The organism is Pseudomonas sp. NPDC087612 (genome assembly GCF_044743505.1).
Classification (GTDB): Bacteria; Pseudomonadota; Gammaproteobacteria; order Pseudomonadales; family Pseudomonadaceae; genus Aquipseudomonas.
This window is the reverse complement of the sequence record NZ_JBIUWO010000001.1, coordinates 545,419-562,920: the sequence shown is the minus strand read 5'-3', so window position 1 is coordinate 562,920 and position 17,502 is coordinate 545,419. Positions and strand designations below refer to the sequence as shown.

Sequence of the window (17,502 nt, the reverse complement as noted above, 5' to 3'; positions counted from 1 at the left end):
AATGCCGCCATCAATACAGGAGCCATTCGATGCGTATCAGGGAAGAGACCTACTGGAACTGGGCTGACGCACAACTGCACAGCCGCAGCCATGACGAACAGCTCAGCGACGGCACCAGTATCGACGTTCAGGTGAGGCTGTCGCGCACCGGCGCCACTCAGTTGTTCCTCGGCATCTATACACGCCAGGGCAAGGCGCTGGTCGAGGAGTACCACGACAATCGCCCCGGCGAGACCATGACCCGCGCCATGGTCTGGGGCGTTGACCGCGCCAGGGCGCTGGCCACCGGTGCCTTGCCGCTGGAGAAGGCGCCGCTGCGCCGTCAGGCCTGAGGGTGACGGGCGCGGCTGGCCTGGACGATGCGTTCGGCCGGCACGCGCAGTTGGCGCAACAGGTACTCGGCAAATTCTGCAGAATACCCCTGTAGGGTAATCGCCTGTTGCATACAGCCCAACCAGATAGCGCTGTGGCTTTCATTGATCGGCCATTGGGCATGGAAGGCCGGGATGGCGATCGGGCCATAGCGCTCACTGAACAGCCGCGGGCCGCCGAGCCAGCCACTGAGAAAACACGCCAGCTTGTCGCGCGAAGCTTCCAGGCTTTGCGGGTGCATCTGGCGCACGGTCCGTGCCTCGGGGTTTTCATCCATCAAGCGGTAGAAGTCATCGACCAGGCGGCGCAGGCCGTCGATGCCTCCGGCGGCCTGGTAGGATGCATCGTCGGTTCCGAAAGTGGGGTGGGTCATAAGCGGGTTCTTGGCGCAAAGAGGGACATTCTCCGCGTGGATTGGGCTCAAGCGTGGCTGGGGCAGTGCCGCACCCCAGCGACCCTTAGCAGAGACGGTCGATCACCGCGACGCCAGGCTTGTTCTGCAGCGCAGCCCACTCGCGTTGCAGGGTCTGCAGAACCCGACCGACATATTGAGTGTCGGCGGCGGCCTTTTTGCCAACGTAGCCCTGGCCGCGACGGTACATCTTCAGGCGGGCACGCATGTTCGGCTTGCGTTCTTCGAACTCGGCTTCGTCGCTCATGGTTTCCAGGCTGTCCAGGTGAACTTCACCGGTTTTGCAAACCCAGAGGATGTGGCTGTCGAGAGTGTCCTTGCGCGCGGCGAACAGCCGGGCCAGTTCTTCAACAGTCGGTTGATTGTTCAGATTCATCATAAAGCCCCCTTGATCATTCGTTGTTTGTTCGCACTTGGCGCATAACATGTAGCGTTAAATGAAAGCTGCTACAGCAGCGTCACAACTGGGGGCTTCTACACGCTGCCTTTTGGGCAGTACCCATCCGCACACAGCTCATGGATCTGTCGAGCTGCCTGGAACACCCTTGCCAGTACCCCCGATCGGGGAGACGACCTCATCATGCAAGGGGCGACGAACGGCGTCAACAGGTTTTGTAGTGTTTTTTTCAAGGCACTACATCTTGTCGGACAATGCCTCGAATTCGGGGCATTGATGCGTATCAGTCTGCGCAAAAGCGATCTGCGCGATCATGGCCGCACATGTTCTAAAGGGAGTTACCGATGAATTCGCCGGCCAATGTGCCTGTCTCACAAACCGCCAGAGCCCGCGTGCCGATTGGCCTGCTGGTCGGTATCGCAGCACTGGTCGGGGTGCTGTTGCTGCCGATGCCCGCCGACTTGCCAGTGGCCGGCCACCGGGTGCTGGCGATTCTGGCTTTTGCCGTGGTGGTGTGGATCAGCGAAGCGGTGTCGTACGAAGCCAGCGCGATCATGATTACCTCGCTGATGGCCTTTTTGCTCGGCACGGCGCCGACGGTGGCCGACCCTTCGGTGATCTACGGCTCCTCGGCCGCCATCACCCTGGCCCTGACCGGTTTTTCCAACAGTGCCCTGGCCCTGGTAGTCGGTGCCTTGTTCATCGCCGCGGCCATGACCCACACCGGGCTGGACCGGCGTATCGCCCTGGTGACCTTGTCGAGCATCGGCGTCAGCACCCGGCGCATCCTTCTGGGGGCGGTGGCCGTCACCGTGCTGCTCAGCCTGGTGGTGCCCAGCGCCACTGCGCGCAGTGCCTGCGTGGTGCCGATCATGATGGGGGTGATCGCTGCCTTTGGTGTCGACAAACGCTCGAACATCGCTGCCGGGATCATGATCATCGTCGCCCAGGGCACCAGCATCTGGAATATCGGCATCCAGACTGCCGCGGCGCAGAACCTGCTGACCGTCGGCTTCATGGACAAGATGCTCGGTGCGCGGGTGTCGTGGATCGACTGGCTGATCGCTGGCGCGCCGTGGGCAGTGATCATGTCGGTGGTGCTGATCGTCCTGGTGCTGAAAATGCTGCCGCCCGAAAGCGATGCGATTCCGGGTGGCAAGGCGGCAGTAAGCAAGACCCTGGCCGAGCTCGGACCGATGACCGGCGCGCAGAAACGTCTGTTGGGCGTGTCGCTATTGCTGCTGCTGGCCTGGGCCACCGAGGGCAAGCTGCATCACTTTGACACCACTTCGACCACCTATGCCGGGCTGGTGATCCTGCTGCTGCCACGGGTAGGGGTGATGACCTGGAAAGATGTGCAGGCGCGCATTCCCTGGGGCACGGTGATTGTCTTCGGGGTAGGCATCAGCCTGGGTACTACCTTGCTTACCACCCAGGCCGGGCAATGGCTGGGCGCGCAAGTGGTGGCCCATACCGGGCTGGATCAATTGGGTACCCTGGGGGTGTTCTCGATCCTTGCGGCCTTTTTGATTCTGATTCACCTGGGCTTTGCCAGCGCCACCGCCCTGACCTCGGCGCTGCTGCCGATTTTGATTGCGGTGTTGCAGACCTTGCCGGGGGACTTCAGCCGCCTGGGCATGACCATGGCCCTGGGCTTTGTGGTCAGCTACGGCTTTATCTTGCCGATCAACGCGCCGCAGAACATGGTCTGCCTGGGCACCGAGACCTTCACCGCCAAACAGTTCGCCCGGGTGGGGATCCTGGTGACCTTGATCGGCTATGGGCTGATGCTGGTGTTTGCCGCGACCTGGTGGCAGTGGCTGGGCTGGATGTAAAGGGCCAAGATTGCGACCGCTTCGCGCTCGATCGCTGGCAAGCCAGCTCCCACAGTTCCGGTGTACACAAATCTACTGTGGGAGCCGGCTTGCCGGCGATGGGTTGGCAGCAGCCCCCGAATCTAGAAATTCGCCGGGGTGTTGGCGCTGATGATCTCGGCCTCATCCTGGCCGATATTCTTGAAGCTGTGGGGCAGGGTGGTGGGGAAGTAGTAGCCGTCACCGGAGTTGAGGATGCTGACCTGGCCATCGACCCGCAATTCGATGGTGCCACGGGTCACCAGGCCGCACTCTTCGCCCTCGGCGTGCACGATCGGCTCGCCGGAGTCGGCGCCCGGCGCGTACAGCTCGCGCAACATGCGCATTTGCCGGCCTTCGACACTGGCCCCGACCAGCAGCATGCGCAGGCCGCTGTTGCCCAGGTCGGGCTGTTCGGTCGAGCGGAACACAAAGCGTTCTTCGCGGATCGGCTCGTCAAAACTGAAGAACTCCGCCAACGACATCGGAATGCCTTCAAGCAGCTTTTTCAGGGAACTGACCGAAGGGCTGACGCGATTCTGCTCGATCTGCGAGATCGTCGAGTTGGTCAGGCCACTGCGCCGAGCCAGCTCCCGTTGGGAGAGTTTGTTGCGTTCACGCACCAGTTTGAGTCGTGTCCCCGTGTCCATAGCCGCCTTATGTGTCAAAAATTTTGGGCGAGGCATTAAAACACATTCGAACCGGCTTTAGCGGCCCACCTGTTAGGCGGGCTTTTTCGGCTGCGGCCACAGCCCGACCAACAACAGCAGCGCCGCGACAATCAGGTACGGCAGGCGCGGATCGACGGCGTAGATCAGGGTCCCGGCCAGCGGCCCGATGACCACTCCCAGGCCCTGCACGGCGCCGATGGAACCGGCCGTGGCGCCTTGCTCGGAGGCGTCCATGGCGTTGGCCGCCAGCGCCGAAAACGCCGGGAACACCCAGCCCATGCCGCAGGCCGAGAAAAAGAAGCACGCCCACAGGCCCACGGCGCTGGTGGCCAGGGCGCTGGCGGCAAAGCCTGCGGCGGCGATGCTGGCGCCGACGCGGATCATCCGCAGCGGTGGCCATTCGAGCTTGCGCACCAGGATCTGCGCCAGAATCAACGCCACGCCGACCATGGTCAGGGCGACGCCAGCGGTTTGCGCAGCATCGGCCGGGGCCATGCCCAGGCGGTCGAGGGCGAAGAAACCGACGGTGATCTGCGCCACCGACACGCTGAGCATCGCCACGAAGGCCACCAGCAGTGGCCGGCGCAGGCGCGGGTCGGCCAGGCGCACCGGGCGTGGCGGCTGTTTGAGGTGCAGTTCCTGGCGCTTGAGCTTGAGCAGCAGCACAAACGCCAGCATCGGCAGCACCGCCATTACATAGAACGGCAGGCTCAGGCTGAAGCGCGCCAGCACCGCCGCCAGGGCCGGGCCGATGACCAGGCCGAAAGCGTTGGCCGCCCCCAGCGAAGCCATGGCCCGGGCGCGGTGCCGGGGTTCGATATTGTCGGCGATCAGCGCCGCGCCACCGACCGGCAACGCCGCGTAAAAGGCGCCGATCAGGCCGCGGCCCAGCACCAGCCCGGCAAAGGCCAGGGCGGCGCTGGGCAGCAGGTGCAAGGCGGTATCGATGAACAGGCACAACGCCCAGTAGGCGACGGTGAAACCCGCGGTGCCGAGCAGCAACACCTTGCGCCGCCCCAGGCGATCACTGGCACGGCCCCAGGGGCGGGCCAGGAGCATCCAGATCACCCCGGCAACCGTTACCGCCGCGCCGGCTTGCCAGGTGGCCAGGCCGAGAGTGCGGGCAATCGGGCCGATCAACGAGACGAACGCCATCATCGCCATGGTGCAGGCCATGTTCGCCGCCAGCAGCGGGCGCAGGTCAAAGGGGGAGCGCTCGCTATGGTCGAGCACGGCAGGGTCCGTTGCGGTGGTCATGGGCTATCCGGGGCAGGTGAGGGGCAAAGCGGTCGACGACCGTCAAAAGATGATAACGATTATCATCGGTTGGCGTCGACCGCAAATTGCCGGCCTCAGAAATCGCCCTTCAGGGTCACCATGAAGTTGCGCGGCTCACCGTAGAAGTTGCCCCAGGCCAGGGCGCCGACGCTGGAGTAGTAGTGCTTGTCGAACAGATTGTTGCCGTTGACGGCAATGCTCCAGTTGTCGTCCAGTTTGTAACCCACGCGCGCGTTCCAGATCGCATAGCCGGGCTGTTCGGTTTTCGCCGCGCGGTCCTGGTAGTGGTTGTCGCTTTGCGCATTGACCCCGCCGCCCAGGCTCCAGCGTTGCAGCGGGCCGTCCAGTTGGTAGTCGGCCCAGACCCGCAGCAAATGGCGTGGCACGTAGCTGGCGGTGAAGGTGGCGTCCTGGCTGGTGCTGTTGGTCTTGAGGTACTCAAGCTCGGTGTAGGTGTAGCCGGCCAGCACCTGCAGGCGTTCGGCCAGCTCGCCGCTGAGCTCGGCTTCGAAGCCCTGGGCGCGGACCTTGCCCTTGTCGCTGTAGCAGTAACCGTCGGAGGAGCCGGCGCACACCGAGTCGTAATCGGCTTCGGCGCGGTGCGCCTCGATGGTGCGGAACAGGTTGAACGCCGCGTTCAGGCCGCCATCGAGCCATTCGCCCTTGATCCCCAGCTCGTAGTTGGCGCCGGTCTTGGGCTGCAGCGGGCTGCCCTGGGCATCGGTGTAAGTGCCTTGGGGCTGGAAGATGTCGGCGTAGCTGCCGTACACCGACCAGGTCTCGTCCAGATCGTAGATCAGTGCGGCGAACGGTGTGACCTGGCCGTTTTCCTGGCTGCGGTCGTGCTGCCAGTAGTCCCAGGCCTGGGTGTAGGAGTCGCGCTGGCTGCGGTACCAGCTGACCCGGCTGCCAAGCACCAGGGTCAGGGGTTCGGCCAGTTTCAGGCGCAAGGTTGCATAGGTGCCGATCTGCCGGGTGTCGCTTTCCACCGGCAGCGGGCCGCCACGGTAGGAGGCCGTCTGGTACAGGCTGTCTGGCGGCTTGGGAATGTCGCGGTCGGGGGCGAAGGGGTTCATGGTCACGCCCATCAGCTGGGTCATGTTGATCAGCGCGTAGCTGTCGCTGCCCTTGGCCCGGCTGGCGTTGGCGCCGACGATCAGCTCGTGCTCCAGGCCCCAGGCGGTGAATTTGCCGTCCAGGTAGGCATCCATGCCGTAGTCGTGCTGGTCGTAGTCGAACACGCCGGAGTACAGCTGGCTGTTGGCCGAAGTGCTGCCGACCGGCACGCTGCCCAGGGTCATGGCGTACTGCATGTCCTGGGTGTTGTGGCTGTGCATGGCGGCGACTTTCAGCAGCCACTGGTCGTTGAAGTGGTGGGTAAGGTCGGCGAACAGGTTGACCCGCTGGCTTTCCCAGCTGTTCCAGGTCGCGCCCAGGCAGGTGGAACGCGACAGTTTCAGGTCCGAACCATCGCTGTAGCGTGGCAGGCCCTGCCAGCAGGGGGTGGCATTGAGCTTCTCGTAGGCGGCGCCGATGCCCAGGGTGGTGGCGTCGTTGAAGTCGTAGTCGAGGGCGCCGTAGACCACCTGGTCGTCGCGCTTGCCCATGTCGTAGAAGTACTGGCGGTCCTGGCCGGCGACCACCAGGCGGCCGCGCAGGCTGCCGGATTCGTTCAGCGGGCCGCCGGTGTCGAGCTGGGCGCGGTAGTTGTCCCAGGAGCCGGCTGAAAGGCTGACACTGGTGGCGGCCTTTTCCTGCCCGCGTTTGCGAATGAAGTTGACCCCGCCGGCGGAACTGCCCGAGCCCTTGAGCATGCCAGCGGCGCCGCGCAGCACTTCGACGCGGTCGTAGTAAGCCATGTCGCTGGCGAAGCTGTTGGCCTGTACATAGTTGCCACCCAGGTCCAGCGGCACACCGTCGTACTGGTACTGGCCGGCGAGCATGAAACCGCGCGAGTAGAAGTATTTACCGCCCATGGGCGAATCGTGCACGGTGATCCCCGGGGTTTTCTCCATCACCTGTTCGAGGGTGGTGAGGTTCTGCTCATCCATCATCTTGCGGGTGATGACCGTCACCGATTGCGGCGTTTCGCGCAGCGAATGCTCGCCCTTGGCGAAACTGACCTGGCGCGCGGTGAAGCTATCGGTGGTTTCCATCGGCGCCTGCAAGGTGCTGGCGCCAATGGTGGTTGCACCCAGCTCCAGCGCACCGTTGCTGGCCGGCAGCGGGCGCAGCGAGTAGCTGCCATCGGCCTGGCGGTAAGCCTGCAGGCCGCTGCCGGTGAGGATCCGGCTCAAGCCTTCGAGCACCCCGAAGCGGCCCTGCAGGCCCGGGCTGTGCAGGCTGGCAGTCAACTGCGCGTCATACGACAGGTTGACCCCGGCGGCTGCGGCAAAGCTGCCCAGCACCCGGCTCAGGGAACCTGCTTCGATGGCAAAGACCTGGCCGCTGCTGGCGCTGTCGCTCTCTGCCGCCTGGGCAACAGTGATGGGCAGCAGGGGCAGGGCCAGGGCGGCAGCCAGCAGATGGCGGCCAATCAACTGGGGAAGGGGGGCACGGGGGAAGCGGGGTTGCATGGAAATCCTCTTCGTTCGCAAATGAGATTATTTCCTACAGAGGCGGACGAACGAAAAAAAACAGGCACCCCCCTGGCTGAAAAAATTCAACTCAGGTCGACACTGACCCAGAAGCGGTTGTAACGACGCACCTTGAGCTTGAACGAGGTGGCCAGGGCCGACAGCGCCGCATCGCTGTCGGTGAGCGAGAACGTCCCGGAAACCCGTAGCCCTTCAAGCTCGCTGGAGTAGGACAACAGCCCAGGGCGGTAGCGGCCGAGTTCGTCGAGCAACTCGCCCAGGCGCCAGTCCTCGACGATCAGGTGCCCACCGGTCCAGGCCGCTTCGCTGCTGGCGACGGCCTGCGCGGCCTGCACCGCATGGCTGTCGAACTGGCAGCGCTGGCCGGCCTCGAGTCGTCGTGCCGGGGCCTGGCGCGGGTTGATGCGCACCGCATGCTCGAACACTTCGACCCGGCTGGCGGCCTCGCGCTGATCAACGCTGAAGCGTGTGCCCAGGGCTTCGACCAGGCCCTCGGCGGTTTCCACCCGCAACGGGCGCTGGCGGCCGTCTTTGCCGCTAGTAAGAAAAATCCGCCCGTGGCGCAGGCGAATCAGGCGTTGCTGATCGTCGAAGCGGATGTCCACGGCGCTGGCGGTGTCGAGCACCAATTGGCTGCCATCGGCGAGGCGCAGGTGACGGATTTCGCCGGTGGCGCTGTGCTCATCCGCCAGCCACTGCTGCGCCGGCTGGCTGCGGTAGCTGGCCCAGCCACCAAGGCCAAGGCCGCTGGCCAGCAGCAGGCCTTTGAGCACACTGCGCCGGGGCAGGCCCTGGGCTTCGCTGCGTTGCAAGGTGTCGAAGGCCAGCGCCCCCGGCACACTGGCCAGGCGCCCCTGCAACTGCTCGACCCGTGCCCAGGCCCAGCGATGCTCGGCGGCGCCGGCCAGCCACACCTGCCAGGCCTGCTGCAGCTCGGCCGGGGCATCGCCGGCGGCCAGTTGCACATGCCAGCGGGCAGCGGCTTTGAGGGCCTGGCGTTGGCGTTCGCGGTCAGTCATGGCTGGGCATCGAAGGCGAGCAGCAGGCAGCGCTCGGTGGTCTTGATCAGGTATTTTTTCACCGTGGTCAGCGACACGCCCAAGGCAGCGGCGATTTCCACGTAGGTCATGCCCAGCCAGTTGGCCATCAGAAACGCCTTGCGCGCCTTGGCGCCACAGCCGGCCAGCAGTTGGTCGATTTCCCGCAGGGTTTCCAGAATCAACACCTGCTCTTCGGTGGAGATCTGCTCGGCTTCCGGCTGCGCGGCCAGGGCTTCGAGGTAGGCGCGTTCCAGTTGCTGACGGCGGAAATGATCGATCATCACCCGCCGCGCCACAGTTACCAGGTAATTGCGCGGCTCACGCAGCAGGCGCACCAGTTCCAGCGCCTCGGACGAGGCGAGGATGCGCACGAAGGTGTCCTGCATCAGGTCGGCGGCGCGCTGCGGGCAGCTCAGGCGCCGGCGCAACCAGTGTTGCAGCCACACGTGATGGTGCTGGTAGAGCTGGCCGAGCTCGGCATTGGGCGGTGACGGCGGTGCGCTCATCCTGGCTGCATCCCGAAAAAATGATGCAGATGATAAGCATTCCCAAAAAACTAATAAAGGGTTGTTTTCACACTGCCGCCACCCGTGGTTACCAGAGGGCCAGGGTATAGCCGACGATCAGGCGGTTTTCGTCGATATCGGTGGTCAAGCCGCCACTGGAGCGGAAGGTGGCATTGCGCAGGCGCACACTGACATTCTTCAGCGGCCCGCTTTGCACCACGTAGGCAATGTCGGTATCGCGCTCCCATTCCTTGCCGCCGCTGACACTGGCGGTCTCGATATGGCTGCCGTTGACGTAGCGGGTCATGAAGCTCAGGCCCGGCAGGCCGAGGGCGGCGAAGTTGTAGTCGTAGCGCGCTTGCCAGGCATCGGTCTCGGCCTTGGTGAAGACGTTGACGGTGACCAGGTTGACCGAATAAGGGTCCAGGCCCGGGTAGGCAAAATCGCCGTCGCCAGAAAGATTCTGGTAACCGAGGCCGAACTTGTGCGCGCCCACGCCCAGGGTCAGCATGCCGTTGAAGAAGCGGTTGTTGATCTTGCCACCATCGACCCGTGAGGTTGCGCGCAGGTCGTGGCTACCCTGTTCGCGGGTGTCGAAGTAGCGCAGGTCGCTGCGCAGGTTGATGCCTTCGGCCAGGGGCAGGTCGTGGACCAGTCCGGCGTAGTGCTGGCGGTAGATGTCCTGCATTTGTGCGTAGTAGTAACTGACGGCCAGGCGCGGGTTGATCGCGTAGGTGCCGCCGGCCAGGTCCAGGTGGTTGCTTTCGACCCCGGCATAGCTCATCTCGTCGTTGCTCGAGGAGTCGCGCAGGTTCTGCTTTTCCAGGCGACCGAGGTTCAAGGTCAGGCCGTCGATGTCTTGCGAGGTCAGCAGGCCGCCGCTGTAGGTCGAGGGCAGCAGGCGTACGTCGTTGATCGCCGCCACCGGCAGCATCGGTTGCAGGGTGCCGAGCTTGAGGGTGGTCTTGCTGACGCGCAGCTTGGCGGTCAGGCCCAGCTCGCTGTAGTCGTCGACCGGCTCCTGGCTGGCGCCAAAGGGCAGCAGGCCGGTGCCACGGCGGTCGCGGCTGGAGTCGAGCTTGACCCCCAGCTCACCCAGGGCATCGAGGCCGAAGCCTACGGTGCCTTCGGTAAAACCCGACTCCATTTTCAGGATAAAACCCTGGGCCCACTCCCGCGCCTGGCTCTGCGGCGCACCGCTCTGGCGAAAGTCGCGGCTGAAATAGAAGTTGCGCGTCTCAAGGCTGGCCTTGCTGTCCTTGATGAACTCGGCCTGGGCCAGGTAGGGGGTGAATGCGGCGCACAGGCCGGCACTCACCGTCAGCGAACGGGGCAGAAGCATTAGGGCTACCTTTGTTGTTGTTGTGTGTGGCGGGTGCCAGGTGTCTCTGTCTATATTGTTAACATATTATCTTTATTTTTGAATAGACCTCTTTAGGGTGGAAATGGCCAGGAATGAAAAATAATTAATATATTAATCCTTGGGTAGCGGCCCCGGCCACATGCTGCGCAGCACGCCATCACGGCGGATCAGCCCGTGCACCAGCGCTGCGCCCAGGTGCACCAGCACGGTGGCAAACAGCACATAGGCCAGCCAAGCGTGGGCCTGGCGCAGCAGGGCATACAGCTGCAGGTCGTGGGGCAGCAGCGCCGGCAGTTGCAACGGCAGCGGGTAGCCACCGGCAGACTGCATGCCCCAGCCCAGCAGCGGCATCGCCAGCATCAACCCGTACAACAACAGGTGCGAAGCCTTGGCCGCCCAGCGCTGCGGTGCTGGCACGTCGGCGGGCAGCGGCGGGTGCGGCAGGCTCAGGCGCAGGCCGATGCGCACAATCACCAGCAGCAACAGCGCAAGGCCAATGGCCTTGTGCAGGCTGATCAACCAGGTATGGCGCGGCGACAGGTCGCTGACCATGCTCACGCCCACAAACAGCATGGCCAGGATCAGCACGGCCATCAGCCAGTGCACGGCGCGGGCCAGGGGGTGGAAGGCAACAGGTTTCATGGGCGGGCTCCCAGCTGCGCGGCTTCACGGGCGCGACGGTTGAAGGATTCCGAGTAGGCCGCCGAGCGGGCTGCGAGGATCGGGTCTGCGGACGGCCGGATGCCGCTCGGCAGAATCAGCGGGTCGAAGTTCAGGTCGCGACAGGCGCCTTGCTCCGCGGCATCGACCTGGTCGATCACCAGGGTGCCGGCGTTCACCGTGGGCCGTTGCGCGGGCCAGGGCTGGCTGGGGTCATCGACGGCATCGCCGGCTTCGGCCAGGGTCAGTTGCAAGGTCCAGCGCAGCGGGCCCTGGCCCAGGCGCTGGCGCAGGTCGTGTTGCAGGTAGTCGCGATCATCGACCTGGGCCGGCAATGCGGCGAACGGCGTTTGCGGCAGCAGGCTCCAACGCACGTAGCGGGCCTTGCCAGCGGCGTCGATCAGGGCAAAGGCATTGATGCTGTTGTAGCTTGAGTTGGCGAAACTGTCCGAAGCTTGGTAGTCCTTGGCCCATTGGCGAAAGGCGGCGCTTTCCGGATGGGCGGCGAAAAACGCCTGCAGGCGCGCTGGGTCCGGTTTGCCGGTGGCCGGGTCCGGGGTTATGGCCAGTACCTGCTGGTAGAAGGCTTCGGGCGTGCCTACCGCCAACACCGGCGGGGTATTCATGCCGGTTCGCCACAGTTGGCCATCGTCGCTGCTCAGTTGCAACGCCAGGCTACGGGTCGGCACGCTGGCATCGGCGCTGTGGGGGTTGGCGCCGCCGATGGCGAAGCGGCCGATCACCGGCACCCGGGCCTGGCTGAATGCCCGCGCGGTGGACAGCTTGGCCGCCGCGCCGCTGCTCTGGAAGTAGCCGCTGACGCACAGGCCCTTGGCGTGATTCTTACGGTAGCCGGGATAGTGCCCGGCCTGGTCTTCGAAGGTGTCGATAAAGCGCTTGGGGCTCAGGCGTTCGGCGCCGATCCAGCCTGCGGTGTAGGCAAAGCCAGCGGCCAGGGCCGCCAGCCCGAGGCCAATGGCAGCCAGGCGCAGAGCGCGGGGGCGGCCGTGTAACGGAGTGCTCATGGCGGTGATCCGGGTCAGTGAATGAGCCGGTACGACGCCGGTCGCAGAAATTTATTCCAACGCCCGGGAATAATTCTTCACCGCCAGCGTCTGCCTCGTACACTGATCGCCTACAGGCCAAGACTGCGGCAATGAACGAACTAGACGACGAACAATTGCGCGAAATGCTTCAGCGCCTGCGCCGCTTCGCCCTGTGGCTGACGCGCGAGGCCAGCAGCGCCGATGACCTGGTCCAGGCCACCGTCGAGCGCGCCTTGAGCCGCCGCAGGCAACAGCGGCAAGAGGGCAGCTTGCGCGCCTGGTTGTTCTCGATCCTGTACCGGCAGTTTATCGACGGCAAACGCCGCGAACGCCGCCAGGCGCGCTGGCTGGCCTGGTTCGGCCGTGGCGAGGAGGCGGGCAGCAACACCGAAGACATCGTTGTTGCCCAGTCGGGCCTGGCGGCGTTTGCGCAGTTGCCCACCGAGCAGCGCGCCTTATTGTTGTTGGTCAGCGTCGAAGGCCTGAGTTACAAGGAGGCCGCGCTGGCCCTGGATGTGCCGATTGGCACGGTGATGTCACGCTTGTCGCGCGCCCGTGCGGCCATGCGCGAACTGGCCGAGGGCAACACCCCGCCCGCGGCGCTGCGGAGGTTGAAATGAGCTTGATCCCGTCTGATCACGAATTACACGCCTATGTTGACGAGCGCCTGGACAGCGAGCGGCGCCGGGCGGTGGAGCTGTACCTGGCGGCCAACCCCGAACAGGCGGCGCGGGTCGAAGCCTGGCGCAACGATGCCCGCCAGTTGCGCGCGGCGCTGTCCGGCTTTGCCGGGCAGGCGCCCAACCCGCGCCTGGACCCGGCCAACGTACGCCGTGAGCTGCGCCGTCGGCGCCAGCGGCGCTGGGCCAGTGCTGCGGTGCTGCTGGTTACCCTGGGCATCGGCGGCCTGGGCGGCTGGCAAGGGCGCGAGGCGATTCTGCTGGCCAGTAACCCGCCGATGGCTGATGCCGTGCAGGCCCATCGGTTGTTCGCCGACGCCAAGGCCCTCGACCTCAGCGCCCAGGACCCGGCGCGCCTGCAGGCCTGGCTGGGCCAGCACTTTGCCCATGTCGGCAACCTGCCGGACCTCTCGGCCTACGGCTTCACCCCGGTGGGCGCGCGGCTGCTGAGCAACGAGCAGGGGCCGGCGGCGCTGCTGCTGTTCGAGGACGCCCAGGGTCAGCGGGTCAGCCTGTTCTTGCGCTCGCCGGGTGAGCACTACGTGCGCATGCCCAGTGGTGAGCGCACCGACGGCCAGTTGCAGGCCCGCTACTGGTCGCGAGGTGACTACAACTACGCCCTGGTCAGCGCCGCGTCTGACAGCCGCGGTGAGCAATTGCGTCAGGCCCTCGGTATCACTTTGTAGCTGGAATACCATTAGCGGCGTAAGCTCGAAACCGTTGTTCCTGTTGTCATTTCACTTCATTCGAGGTACCCGCCAATGAAGCGCATGCAAGGTTTGGTAATGGCCGCAGTGGTTCTGCTGGCCGGCCAAAGCGCGCAGGCTTCGGCACCAGAGGTAAAGGATGCGCGTCTGGTTGCCCATGAGCAGGCAGTGCAGGCCTATGCAGCAAGAACCGGCAAGAGCGTCCCCACTATCCAGGACTTTACCTACGGCAAATCTGTGGATGTCGCCCGTCTGATCGAACAGACGCCCATGGCCCGCGGCTGCGAAGCGGCGCCGATGCTGATGACCTTCGAGGATTCCAGTGGCCAGCTGGTTACCCTGCGTTATCGGCTCGAAGGTCAGTGCCCGCGTTTTCAGTCAACGCGATAAAGCGCCCCGGCAGCGGCGAGGGATCGTCGCTGCGCCACATCAGGTACAGCCCCAGGCGCGGGCTGGCCTCGCGCAAGCGGCAAAAGCGCAGCCCTGGCTGGGCATTGGCCTGGGCGGCTGCGGCCGGCACCAGGGCGATGCCGAAGCCGCAACCGACCAGGTTGATCAGCGTTTGCAGCTGCGCCGCCTGCTGGCTGATGCGCGGGTAAAAACCCGCGCTTTGGCACAGGTCGAGCAGTTGCTGGTGATAGCCTGCGCCCAGGGCTTGTGGGGTGAAGACAAAATCTTCCTCGGCAAAATCCGCCAGGCTGACAGCCGCTTCGCCAGCGCGCGGATGCTCACTCGGCAGTGCCAGCAAGATTTCTTCTTCCAGCAACAAACGGCTGCTCAGGCGTTCGCTCATCAGTGGCAATTGGCGGACCACGGCAATATCCAGTTGATCATCGAGCAACTGTTCGACCAACTGCGCCGACGACCCCTGCTGCAGCTCCAGCTGTACCTTGGGCCAGTCGCTGCGAAACTGCTTGAGCGCGTTGAGCAGCAGCGGATAGCCCGCCAGCGCCAGGCTGCCGATACGCAGTTGGCCGGCGATGCCTTCGGCGACCTGGCGTGCCTGGACGATGCCGTGCTCCAGGGTTGCCAGAGTCGCCCGCGCGGTATGCACAAAGCTCGCGCCGGCGGCCGTCAGCGCCACGCCTCGGGAGTGTCGGGTAAACAGGGCAAAGCCCAGGCGCTGCTCAAGCCGGGCGATGGCCTGGCTCAGCGGCGGCTGGGCCATGTGCAGGCGCTCGGCGGCGCGGTGAAAGTGCAACTCCTCGGCCACGGCGATGAACTGGCGCAGCAGGCGGGTTTCGATCACGGAGCGTGTCCTTGAATCAGAGCAGTTTGCGATTATGCCTCACTCGCAAGAGTGTCATATTGATGGCATGCGAGGGTTTCTCTAACATCTGTCTATTTTGGCCGGTGCAGAGAGAGGGTTGATGAAAGCTACAGGGAGGTCGCTGAGCGATTTCGTCGATTTGAACTCGGCGGAGGAATCTTTATTGGCAGCGTGCCGCGACGGTGAGGTTGTCCGCATTCTCGAGCATCGTCCTGTCAGTGCTGAAGATGGCCAGTGCGTACGCGCAGAACTACTCAGATTCCTGTTGTTGGGTGGGGATGCTGCTGCACCGGCTCATGAACGCGGTGTTCGTCTTGAGGGCGTGTGCATCGAGGGGCAGTTGGATCTGAGCGGAACTACGCTGGCGTATCCACTGAATTTGGAGGATTGCTTGTTTGAGCACGCCCCGGATTTCACCGACGCCCAGGTTTGCGGGACGCTGGTACTGGCCAACTGTCAAAGCCCGGGCCTGCGGGCAGACCGACTCATCACACGCGGTGCCTTGGATCTGAGCGGGTTTCGCTCCAGTGACAGAATCGATCTTGAAGATGCCCAGATCGGTGGCGGCTTTTGCTTGAGCGGCGCCGACCTGAATGGCAATGGCGCTGATGCCTTGCTGGCCGATCGGGTGGATGTACGGGGCGCGCTATCAATGGACGACGGTTTTAAAAGCCGTGGCTGCGTGTCATTTGAAGGGGCGCGTGTCTCTGGGCAGATCAACTGTCGAGGGGGGCGATTCAATGGCAAGGGCGGGGTTGCCCTGGTCCTCGATCAGGTTGCCGTGAATGCGGATGTGTACTTCAGCGAAGGGTTTCGCTCTAAGGGAACGGTCAGATGCGTTTCGATGAAAACCCAAGGTGCCTTGGATTGCTCCAATGCCAAGTTTGACGGCAAGGGCAATGAAGCATTGATCCTGGACTCTGCGCACATCAACGGTAGCCTGTTTCTGACACAGGCTGCTCATGCAAAGGGGACCATCCGTTGTCTCGGGGCCAGGATCGAAGGCCAGTTCCAGCTCACCGGGGCCAGGCTGGACGGTCGCGGTGGGTATGCGCTGGGCGCCGATGGCCTGCAGGTCAAAGGCGATATCACCATCGGTGAGGGATTCACCGCGAACGGCGCAGTCCGTCTGGTTTGCGCGCGTATCGAAGGGCAACTGAGCTGCAGGGGCCACTTGAAGTCTACTCACGGAACTGCATTGTCTGCGGACGGAATAGTCGTCCGCGGAGGAGTGTTTCTGGTCGATGGATGCGTGATGGTGGGACAGGTACGGTTTATTGCCGCGCATATCATCGGGCAATTCAACTGCAGGGGGGCTGAATTTGACGGCAATGGAGGCGTTGCCCTGACTGCCAGCAATCTTGTATTGACTGGAAATGCATTGCTCACCAGCGGGTTCAAGGCAAAAGGTCTGGTCCGCTTCAATAGCGCACAAATTGAAGGTGACCTGATCGCCAGGGACGCTGTTCTCGAGGGTGACAAGGGGCATTCTCTCATTGCCTCCGGTGCGGTGATTACCGGGACAGTCAACCTGGGGAAAGGGTTTGATGCACGGCGCTCGGTAAACTTCTCCCGTTCCAGAATTGCCGGCGACTTCAATTGCGAGGGGGCTTGCCTGAGCGCAGAGCAAGGGCGAGCGCTGATCCTTGATGGCGCACAGATAGAAGGCACTCTGGCACTGCGTAACATTGCCAGGAAGCTTTGCAGTTCCTCTTTCGTGGGGGCCAGAGTAGGGGAGTTGGATGATGACGAGAATAGCTGGGGGGAACACATAGCGCTCAACGGCCTGGTCTATAAAGCCCTTTCTGCACGAGCACCTGTTTGCCCTGTGTTCAGGGCTGATTGGTTGAGTCGTCAAGTTCCGACCCTGCGGCGGGTTGGGGATGTGATGGATGCCGAGAGCAGTTTTCGCCCGCAGCCCTGGCGGCATTTGCAGAAAGTACTGGGGGAAATGGGGCATACCGAGCAAGCGCGGGAAATGGGTATTGCCTACGAACAGAAACTACGAGAAATCGGCCATGTCAGCCAACCTGCGGCACACTGGTATCCTTGGGTCCGCACCCTGTATTCCGGCTTTGGTAGAGGCTTGCATTTTCTTTACGGAAAGCTGACCGGTTTTGGCTACAGGCCCATGCAGCTGTTGATCTGGTTTGTCTGCATTTGGTTGTTCTGCGGGGGTATCTACTGGTATGCGGCTTTGCAAAAAGGGGTGTTCGCACCCAGCAATCCGATAGTGTTCCAAAGCGACAGTTATCTTGAATGTCGGCCTGATCGCGCAGATGCCTGGCGCAAGCTAAATCCAGGCAGTCCACTCCCAGCCAGTTACCGTGGTGAAGGCAACTGGTACCTGTGCCAAACCCTGCGTGAGGAATACACCGGCTTCAGCCCCCTGGCCTATTCCCTGGATGTACTGATGCCCCTGGTCGACCTGCAGCAGGAGTCGGACTGGGCGCCGCTGGTGCCGACACCCAAGCAAGGGTATTGGGACGAGTTCACATCATTTGGCTGGAAGCATTTCGTGCGCCTGCTGATCTGGTTCGAAATTCTGGTTGGCTGGGGTATCAGCTTGCTGATGGTTGCCATCGTCTCCGGCCTGGCGCGCCGCAGCGAGTAGTGCCCGGGAGCCGCCGATATCCCACGGATATCGGCG

Annotated in this window: 17 protein-coding genes; 6 read left to right on the top strand and 11 right to left on the bottom strand. The window is 63.6% G+C overall.

The genetic code is table 11. The features are described from left to right. Positions 1-29: 29 nt before the first annotated feature. Entirely contained in the window at positions 30-332 is a 303-nt protein-coding gene (locus ACIOVF_RS02455) for a hypothetical protein (protein WP_045194260.1), read from the top strand. On the opposite strand, the gene ACIOVF_RS02450 is transcribed toward ACIOVF_RS02455, so the two are convergent. Both ACIOVF_RS02450 and ACIOVF_RS02445 read right to left on the bottom strand, forming a co-directional pair. Beyond that, positions 323-745: a group II truncated hemoglobin gene (locus ACIOVF_RS02450; protein ID WP_045194258.1), complete on the bottom strand. Its 423-nt coding sequence runs from the start codon at positions 743-745 to the stop codon at positions 323-325. The genes ACIOVF_RS02455 and ACIOVF_RS02450 overlap by 10 nt on opposite strands. A gap of 85 nt (positions 746-830) precedes the next feature. Further along, positions 831-1,163 carry a hypothetical protein gene (locus ACIOVF_RS02445; protein ID WP_401287198.1) on the bottom strand — a complete coding sequence of 111 codons (333 nt, stop codon included), beginning with the start codon at positions 1,161-1,163 and terminating at the stop codon, positions 831-833. 362 nt (positions 1,164-1,525) lie between these two features. Here ACIOVF_RS02445 and ACIOVF_RS02440 point away from each other — a divergent pair, with 362 nt between their 5' ends. Further along, complete coding sequence (locus tag ACIOVF_RS02440) at positions 1,526-3,016, top strand: DASS family sodium-coupled anion symporter (protein ID WP_045194254.1); 1,491 nt, start codon at positions 1,526-1,528, stop codon at positions 3,014-3,016. A 122-nt stretch (positions 3,017-3,138) separates the two neighbouring features. Here ACIOVF_RS02440 and ACIOVF_RS02435 read toward each other — a convergent pair whose 3' ends face one another. From ACIOVF_RS02435 to ACIOVF_RS02400, 8 genes are all read right to left on the bottom strand, one after another. Next, entirely contained in the window at positions 3,139-3,684 is a 546-nt protein-coding gene (locus tag ACIOVF_RS02435) for a cupin domain-containing protein (protein WP_010226800.1), read from the bottom strand. A 72-nt stretch (positions 3,685-3,756) separates the two neighbouring features. After that, positions 3,757-4,962 carry an MFS transporter gene (locus tag ACIOVF_RS02430; protein WP_045194250.1) on the bottom strand — a complete coding sequence of 402 codons (1,206 nt, stop codon included), beginning with the start codon at positions 4,960-4,962 and terminating at the stop codon, positions 3,757-3,759. A 95-nt stretch (positions 4,963-5,057) separates the two neighbouring features. Further along, the gene (locus ACIOVF_RS02425) at positions 5,058-7,559 is read right to left on the bottom strand and encodes a TonB-dependent siderophore receptor (RefSeq protein WP_258594013.1); all 2,502 of its coding nucleotides are present in this window, start codon (positions 7,557-7,559) and stop codon (positions 5,058-5,060) included. Between the two features lie 86 nt (positions 7,560-7,645). Continuing rightward, complete coding sequence (locus ACIOVF_RS02420) at positions 7,646-8,599, bottom strand: FecR domain-containing protein (protein ID WP_401287193.1); 954 nt, start codon at positions 8,597-8,599, stop codon at positions 7,646-7,648. After that, the gene (locus ACIOVF_RS02415) at positions 8,596-9,126 is read right to left on the bottom strand and encodes a sigma-70 family RNA polymerase sigma factor (protein ID WP_045194244.1); all 531 of its coding nucleotides are present in this window, start codon (positions 9,124-9,126) and stop codon (positions 8,596-8,598) included. The genes ACIOVF_RS02420 and ACIOVF_RS02415 overlap by 4 nt, the downstream gene beginning before the upstream one ends. An 88-nt stretch (positions 9,127-9,214) precedes the next feature. Continuing rightward, positions 9,215-10,468, bottom strand: a complete 1,254-nt coding sequence (locus ACIOVF_RS02410; RefSeq protein WP_401287189.1) for an OprD family porin — start codon at positions 10,466-10,468, stop codon at positions 9,215-9,217. A 132-nt stretch (positions 10,469-10,600) separates the two neighbouring features. After that, positions 10,601-11,131 carry a cytochrome b gene (locus ACIOVF_RS02405; RefSeq protein WP_045194240.1) on the bottom strand — a complete coding sequence of 177 codons (531 nt, stop codon included), beginning with the start codon at positions 11,129-11,131 and terminating at the stop codon, positions 10,601-10,603. Continuing rightward, positions 11,128-12,174, bottom strand: a complete 1,047-nt coding sequence (locus ACIOVF_RS02400; RefSeq protein ID WP_045194238.1) for a catalase family peroxidase — start codon at positions 12,172-12,174, stop codon at positions 11,128-11,130. Before ACIOVF_RS02400 ends, ACIOVF_RS02405 begins: the two co-directional genes overlap by 4 nt. Positions 12,175-12,305: 131 nt before the next feature. Between ACIOVF_RS02400 and ACIOVF_RS02395 the strand changes: the two genes are divergently transcribed. From ACIOVF_RS02395 to ACIOVF_RS02385, 3 genes are all read left to right on the top strand, one after another. Further along, positions 12,306-12,815: a sigma-70 family RNA polymerase sigma factor gene (locus ACIOVF_RS02395; protein WP_045194236.1), complete on the top strand. Its 510-nt coding sequence runs from the start codon at positions 12,306-12,308 to the stop codon at positions 12,813-12,815. After that, entirely contained in the window at positions 12,812-13,561 is a 750-nt protein-coding gene (locus ACIOVF_RS02390) for an anti-sigma factor (RefSeq protein WP_045194234.1), read from the top strand. The genes ACIOVF_RS02395 and ACIOVF_RS02390 overlap by 4 nt, the downstream gene beginning before the upstream one ends. Before the next feature lie 75 nt (positions 13,562-13,636). Continuing rightward, positions 13,637-13,972, top strand: a complete 336-nt coding sequence (locus ACIOVF_RS02385) for a DUF2790 domain-containing protein (RefSeq protein ID WP_082075387.1) — start codon at positions 13,637-13,639, stop codon at positions 13,970-13,972. Here ACIOVF_RS02385 and ACIOVF_RS02380 read toward each other — a convergent pair. Further along, the gene (locus tag ACIOVF_RS02380; RefSeq protein WP_045194232.1) at positions 13,917-14,831 is read right to left on the bottom strand and encodes a LysR substrate-binding domain-containing protein; all 915 of its coding nucleotides are present in this window, start codon (positions 14,829-14,831) and stop codon (positions 13,917-13,919) included. The two genes, ACIOVF_RS02385 and ACIOVF_RS02380, sit on opposite strands and share 56 nt — an antisense overlap. Before the next feature lie 121 nt (positions 14,832-14,952). On the opposite strand from ACIOVF_RS02380, the gene ACIOVF_RS02375 reads away from it, so the two are divergent. After that, entirely contained in the window at positions 14,953-17,466 is a 2,514-nt protein-coding gene (locus tag ACIOVF_RS02375; protein ID WP_052676469.1) for a hypothetical protein, read from the top strand. Positions 17,467-17,502: the final 36 nt, after the last annotated feature.

Excerpts from the sequence above, each read along its gene's own strand:
- ACIOVF_RS02455 (WP_045194260.1), top strand. The coding sequence starts at position 30 with ATGCGTATCAGGGAAGAGACCTACTGGAACTGGGCTGACGCACAACTG.
- ACIOVF_RS02450 (WP_045194258.1), bottom strand. The coding sequence starts at position 745 with ATGACCCACCCCACTTTCGGAACCGACGATGCATCCTACCAGGCCGCC.
- ACIOVF_RS02445 (WP_401287198.1), bottom strand. The coding sequence starts at position 1,163 with ATGATGAATCTGAACAATCAACCGACTGTTGAAGAACTGGCCCGGCTG.
- ACIOVF_RS02440 (WP_045194254.1), top strand. The coding sequence starts at position 1,526 with ATGAATTCGCCGGCCAATGTGCCTGTCTCACAAACCGCCAGAGCCCGC.
- ACIOVF_RS02435 (WP_010226800.1), bottom strand. The coding sequence starts at position 3,684 with ATGGACACGGGGACACGACTCAAACTGGTGCGTGAACGCAACAAACTC.
- ACIOVF_RS02430 (WP_045194250.1), bottom strand. The coding sequence starts at position 4,962 with ATGACCACCGCAACGGACCCTGCCGTGCTCGACCATAGCGAGCGCTCC.
- ACIOVF_RS02425 (WP_258594013.1), bottom strand. The coding sequence starts at position 7,559 with ATGCAACCCCGCTTCCCCCGTGCCCCCCTTCCCCAGTTGATTGGCCGC.
- ACIOVF_RS02420 (WP_401287193.1), bottom strand. The coding sequence starts at position 8,599 with ATGACTGACCGCGAACGCCAACGCCAGGCCCTCAAAGCCGCTGCCCGC.
- ACIOVF_RS02415 (WP_045194244.1), bottom strand. The coding sequence starts at position 9,126 with ATGAGCGCACCGCCGTCACCGCCCAATGCCGAGCTCGGCCAGCTCTAC.
- ACIOVF_RS02410 (WP_401287189.1), bottom strand. The coding sequence starts at position 10,468 with ATGCTTCTGCCCCGTTCGCTGACGGTGAGTGCCGGCCTGTGCGCCGCA.
- ACIOVF_RS02405 (WP_045194240.1), bottom strand. The coding sequence starts at position 11,131 with ATGAAACCTGTTGCCTTCCACCCCCTGGCCCGCGCCGTGCACTGGCTG.
- ACIOVF_RS02400 (WP_045194238.1), bottom strand. The coding sequence starts at position 12,174 with ATGAGCACTCCGTTACACGGCCGCCCCCGCGCTCTGCGCCTGGCTGCC.
- ACIOVF_RS02395 (WP_045194236.1), top strand. The coding sequence starts at position 12,306 with ATGAACGAACTAGACGACGAACAATTGCGCGAAATGCTTCAGCGCCTG.
- ACIOVF_RS02390 (WP_045194234.1), top strand. The coding sequence starts at position 12,812 with ATGAGCTTGATCCCGTCTGATCACGAATTACACGCCTATGTTGACGAG.
- ACIOVF_RS02385 (WP_082075387.1), top strand. The coding sequence starts at position 13,637 with ATGAAGCGCATGCAAGGTTTGGTAATGGCCGCAGTGGTTCTGCTGGCC.
- ACIOVF_RS02375 (WP_052676469.1), top strand. The coding sequence starts at position 14,953 with ATGAAAGCTACAGGGAGGTCGCTGAGCGATTTCGTCGATTTGAACTCG.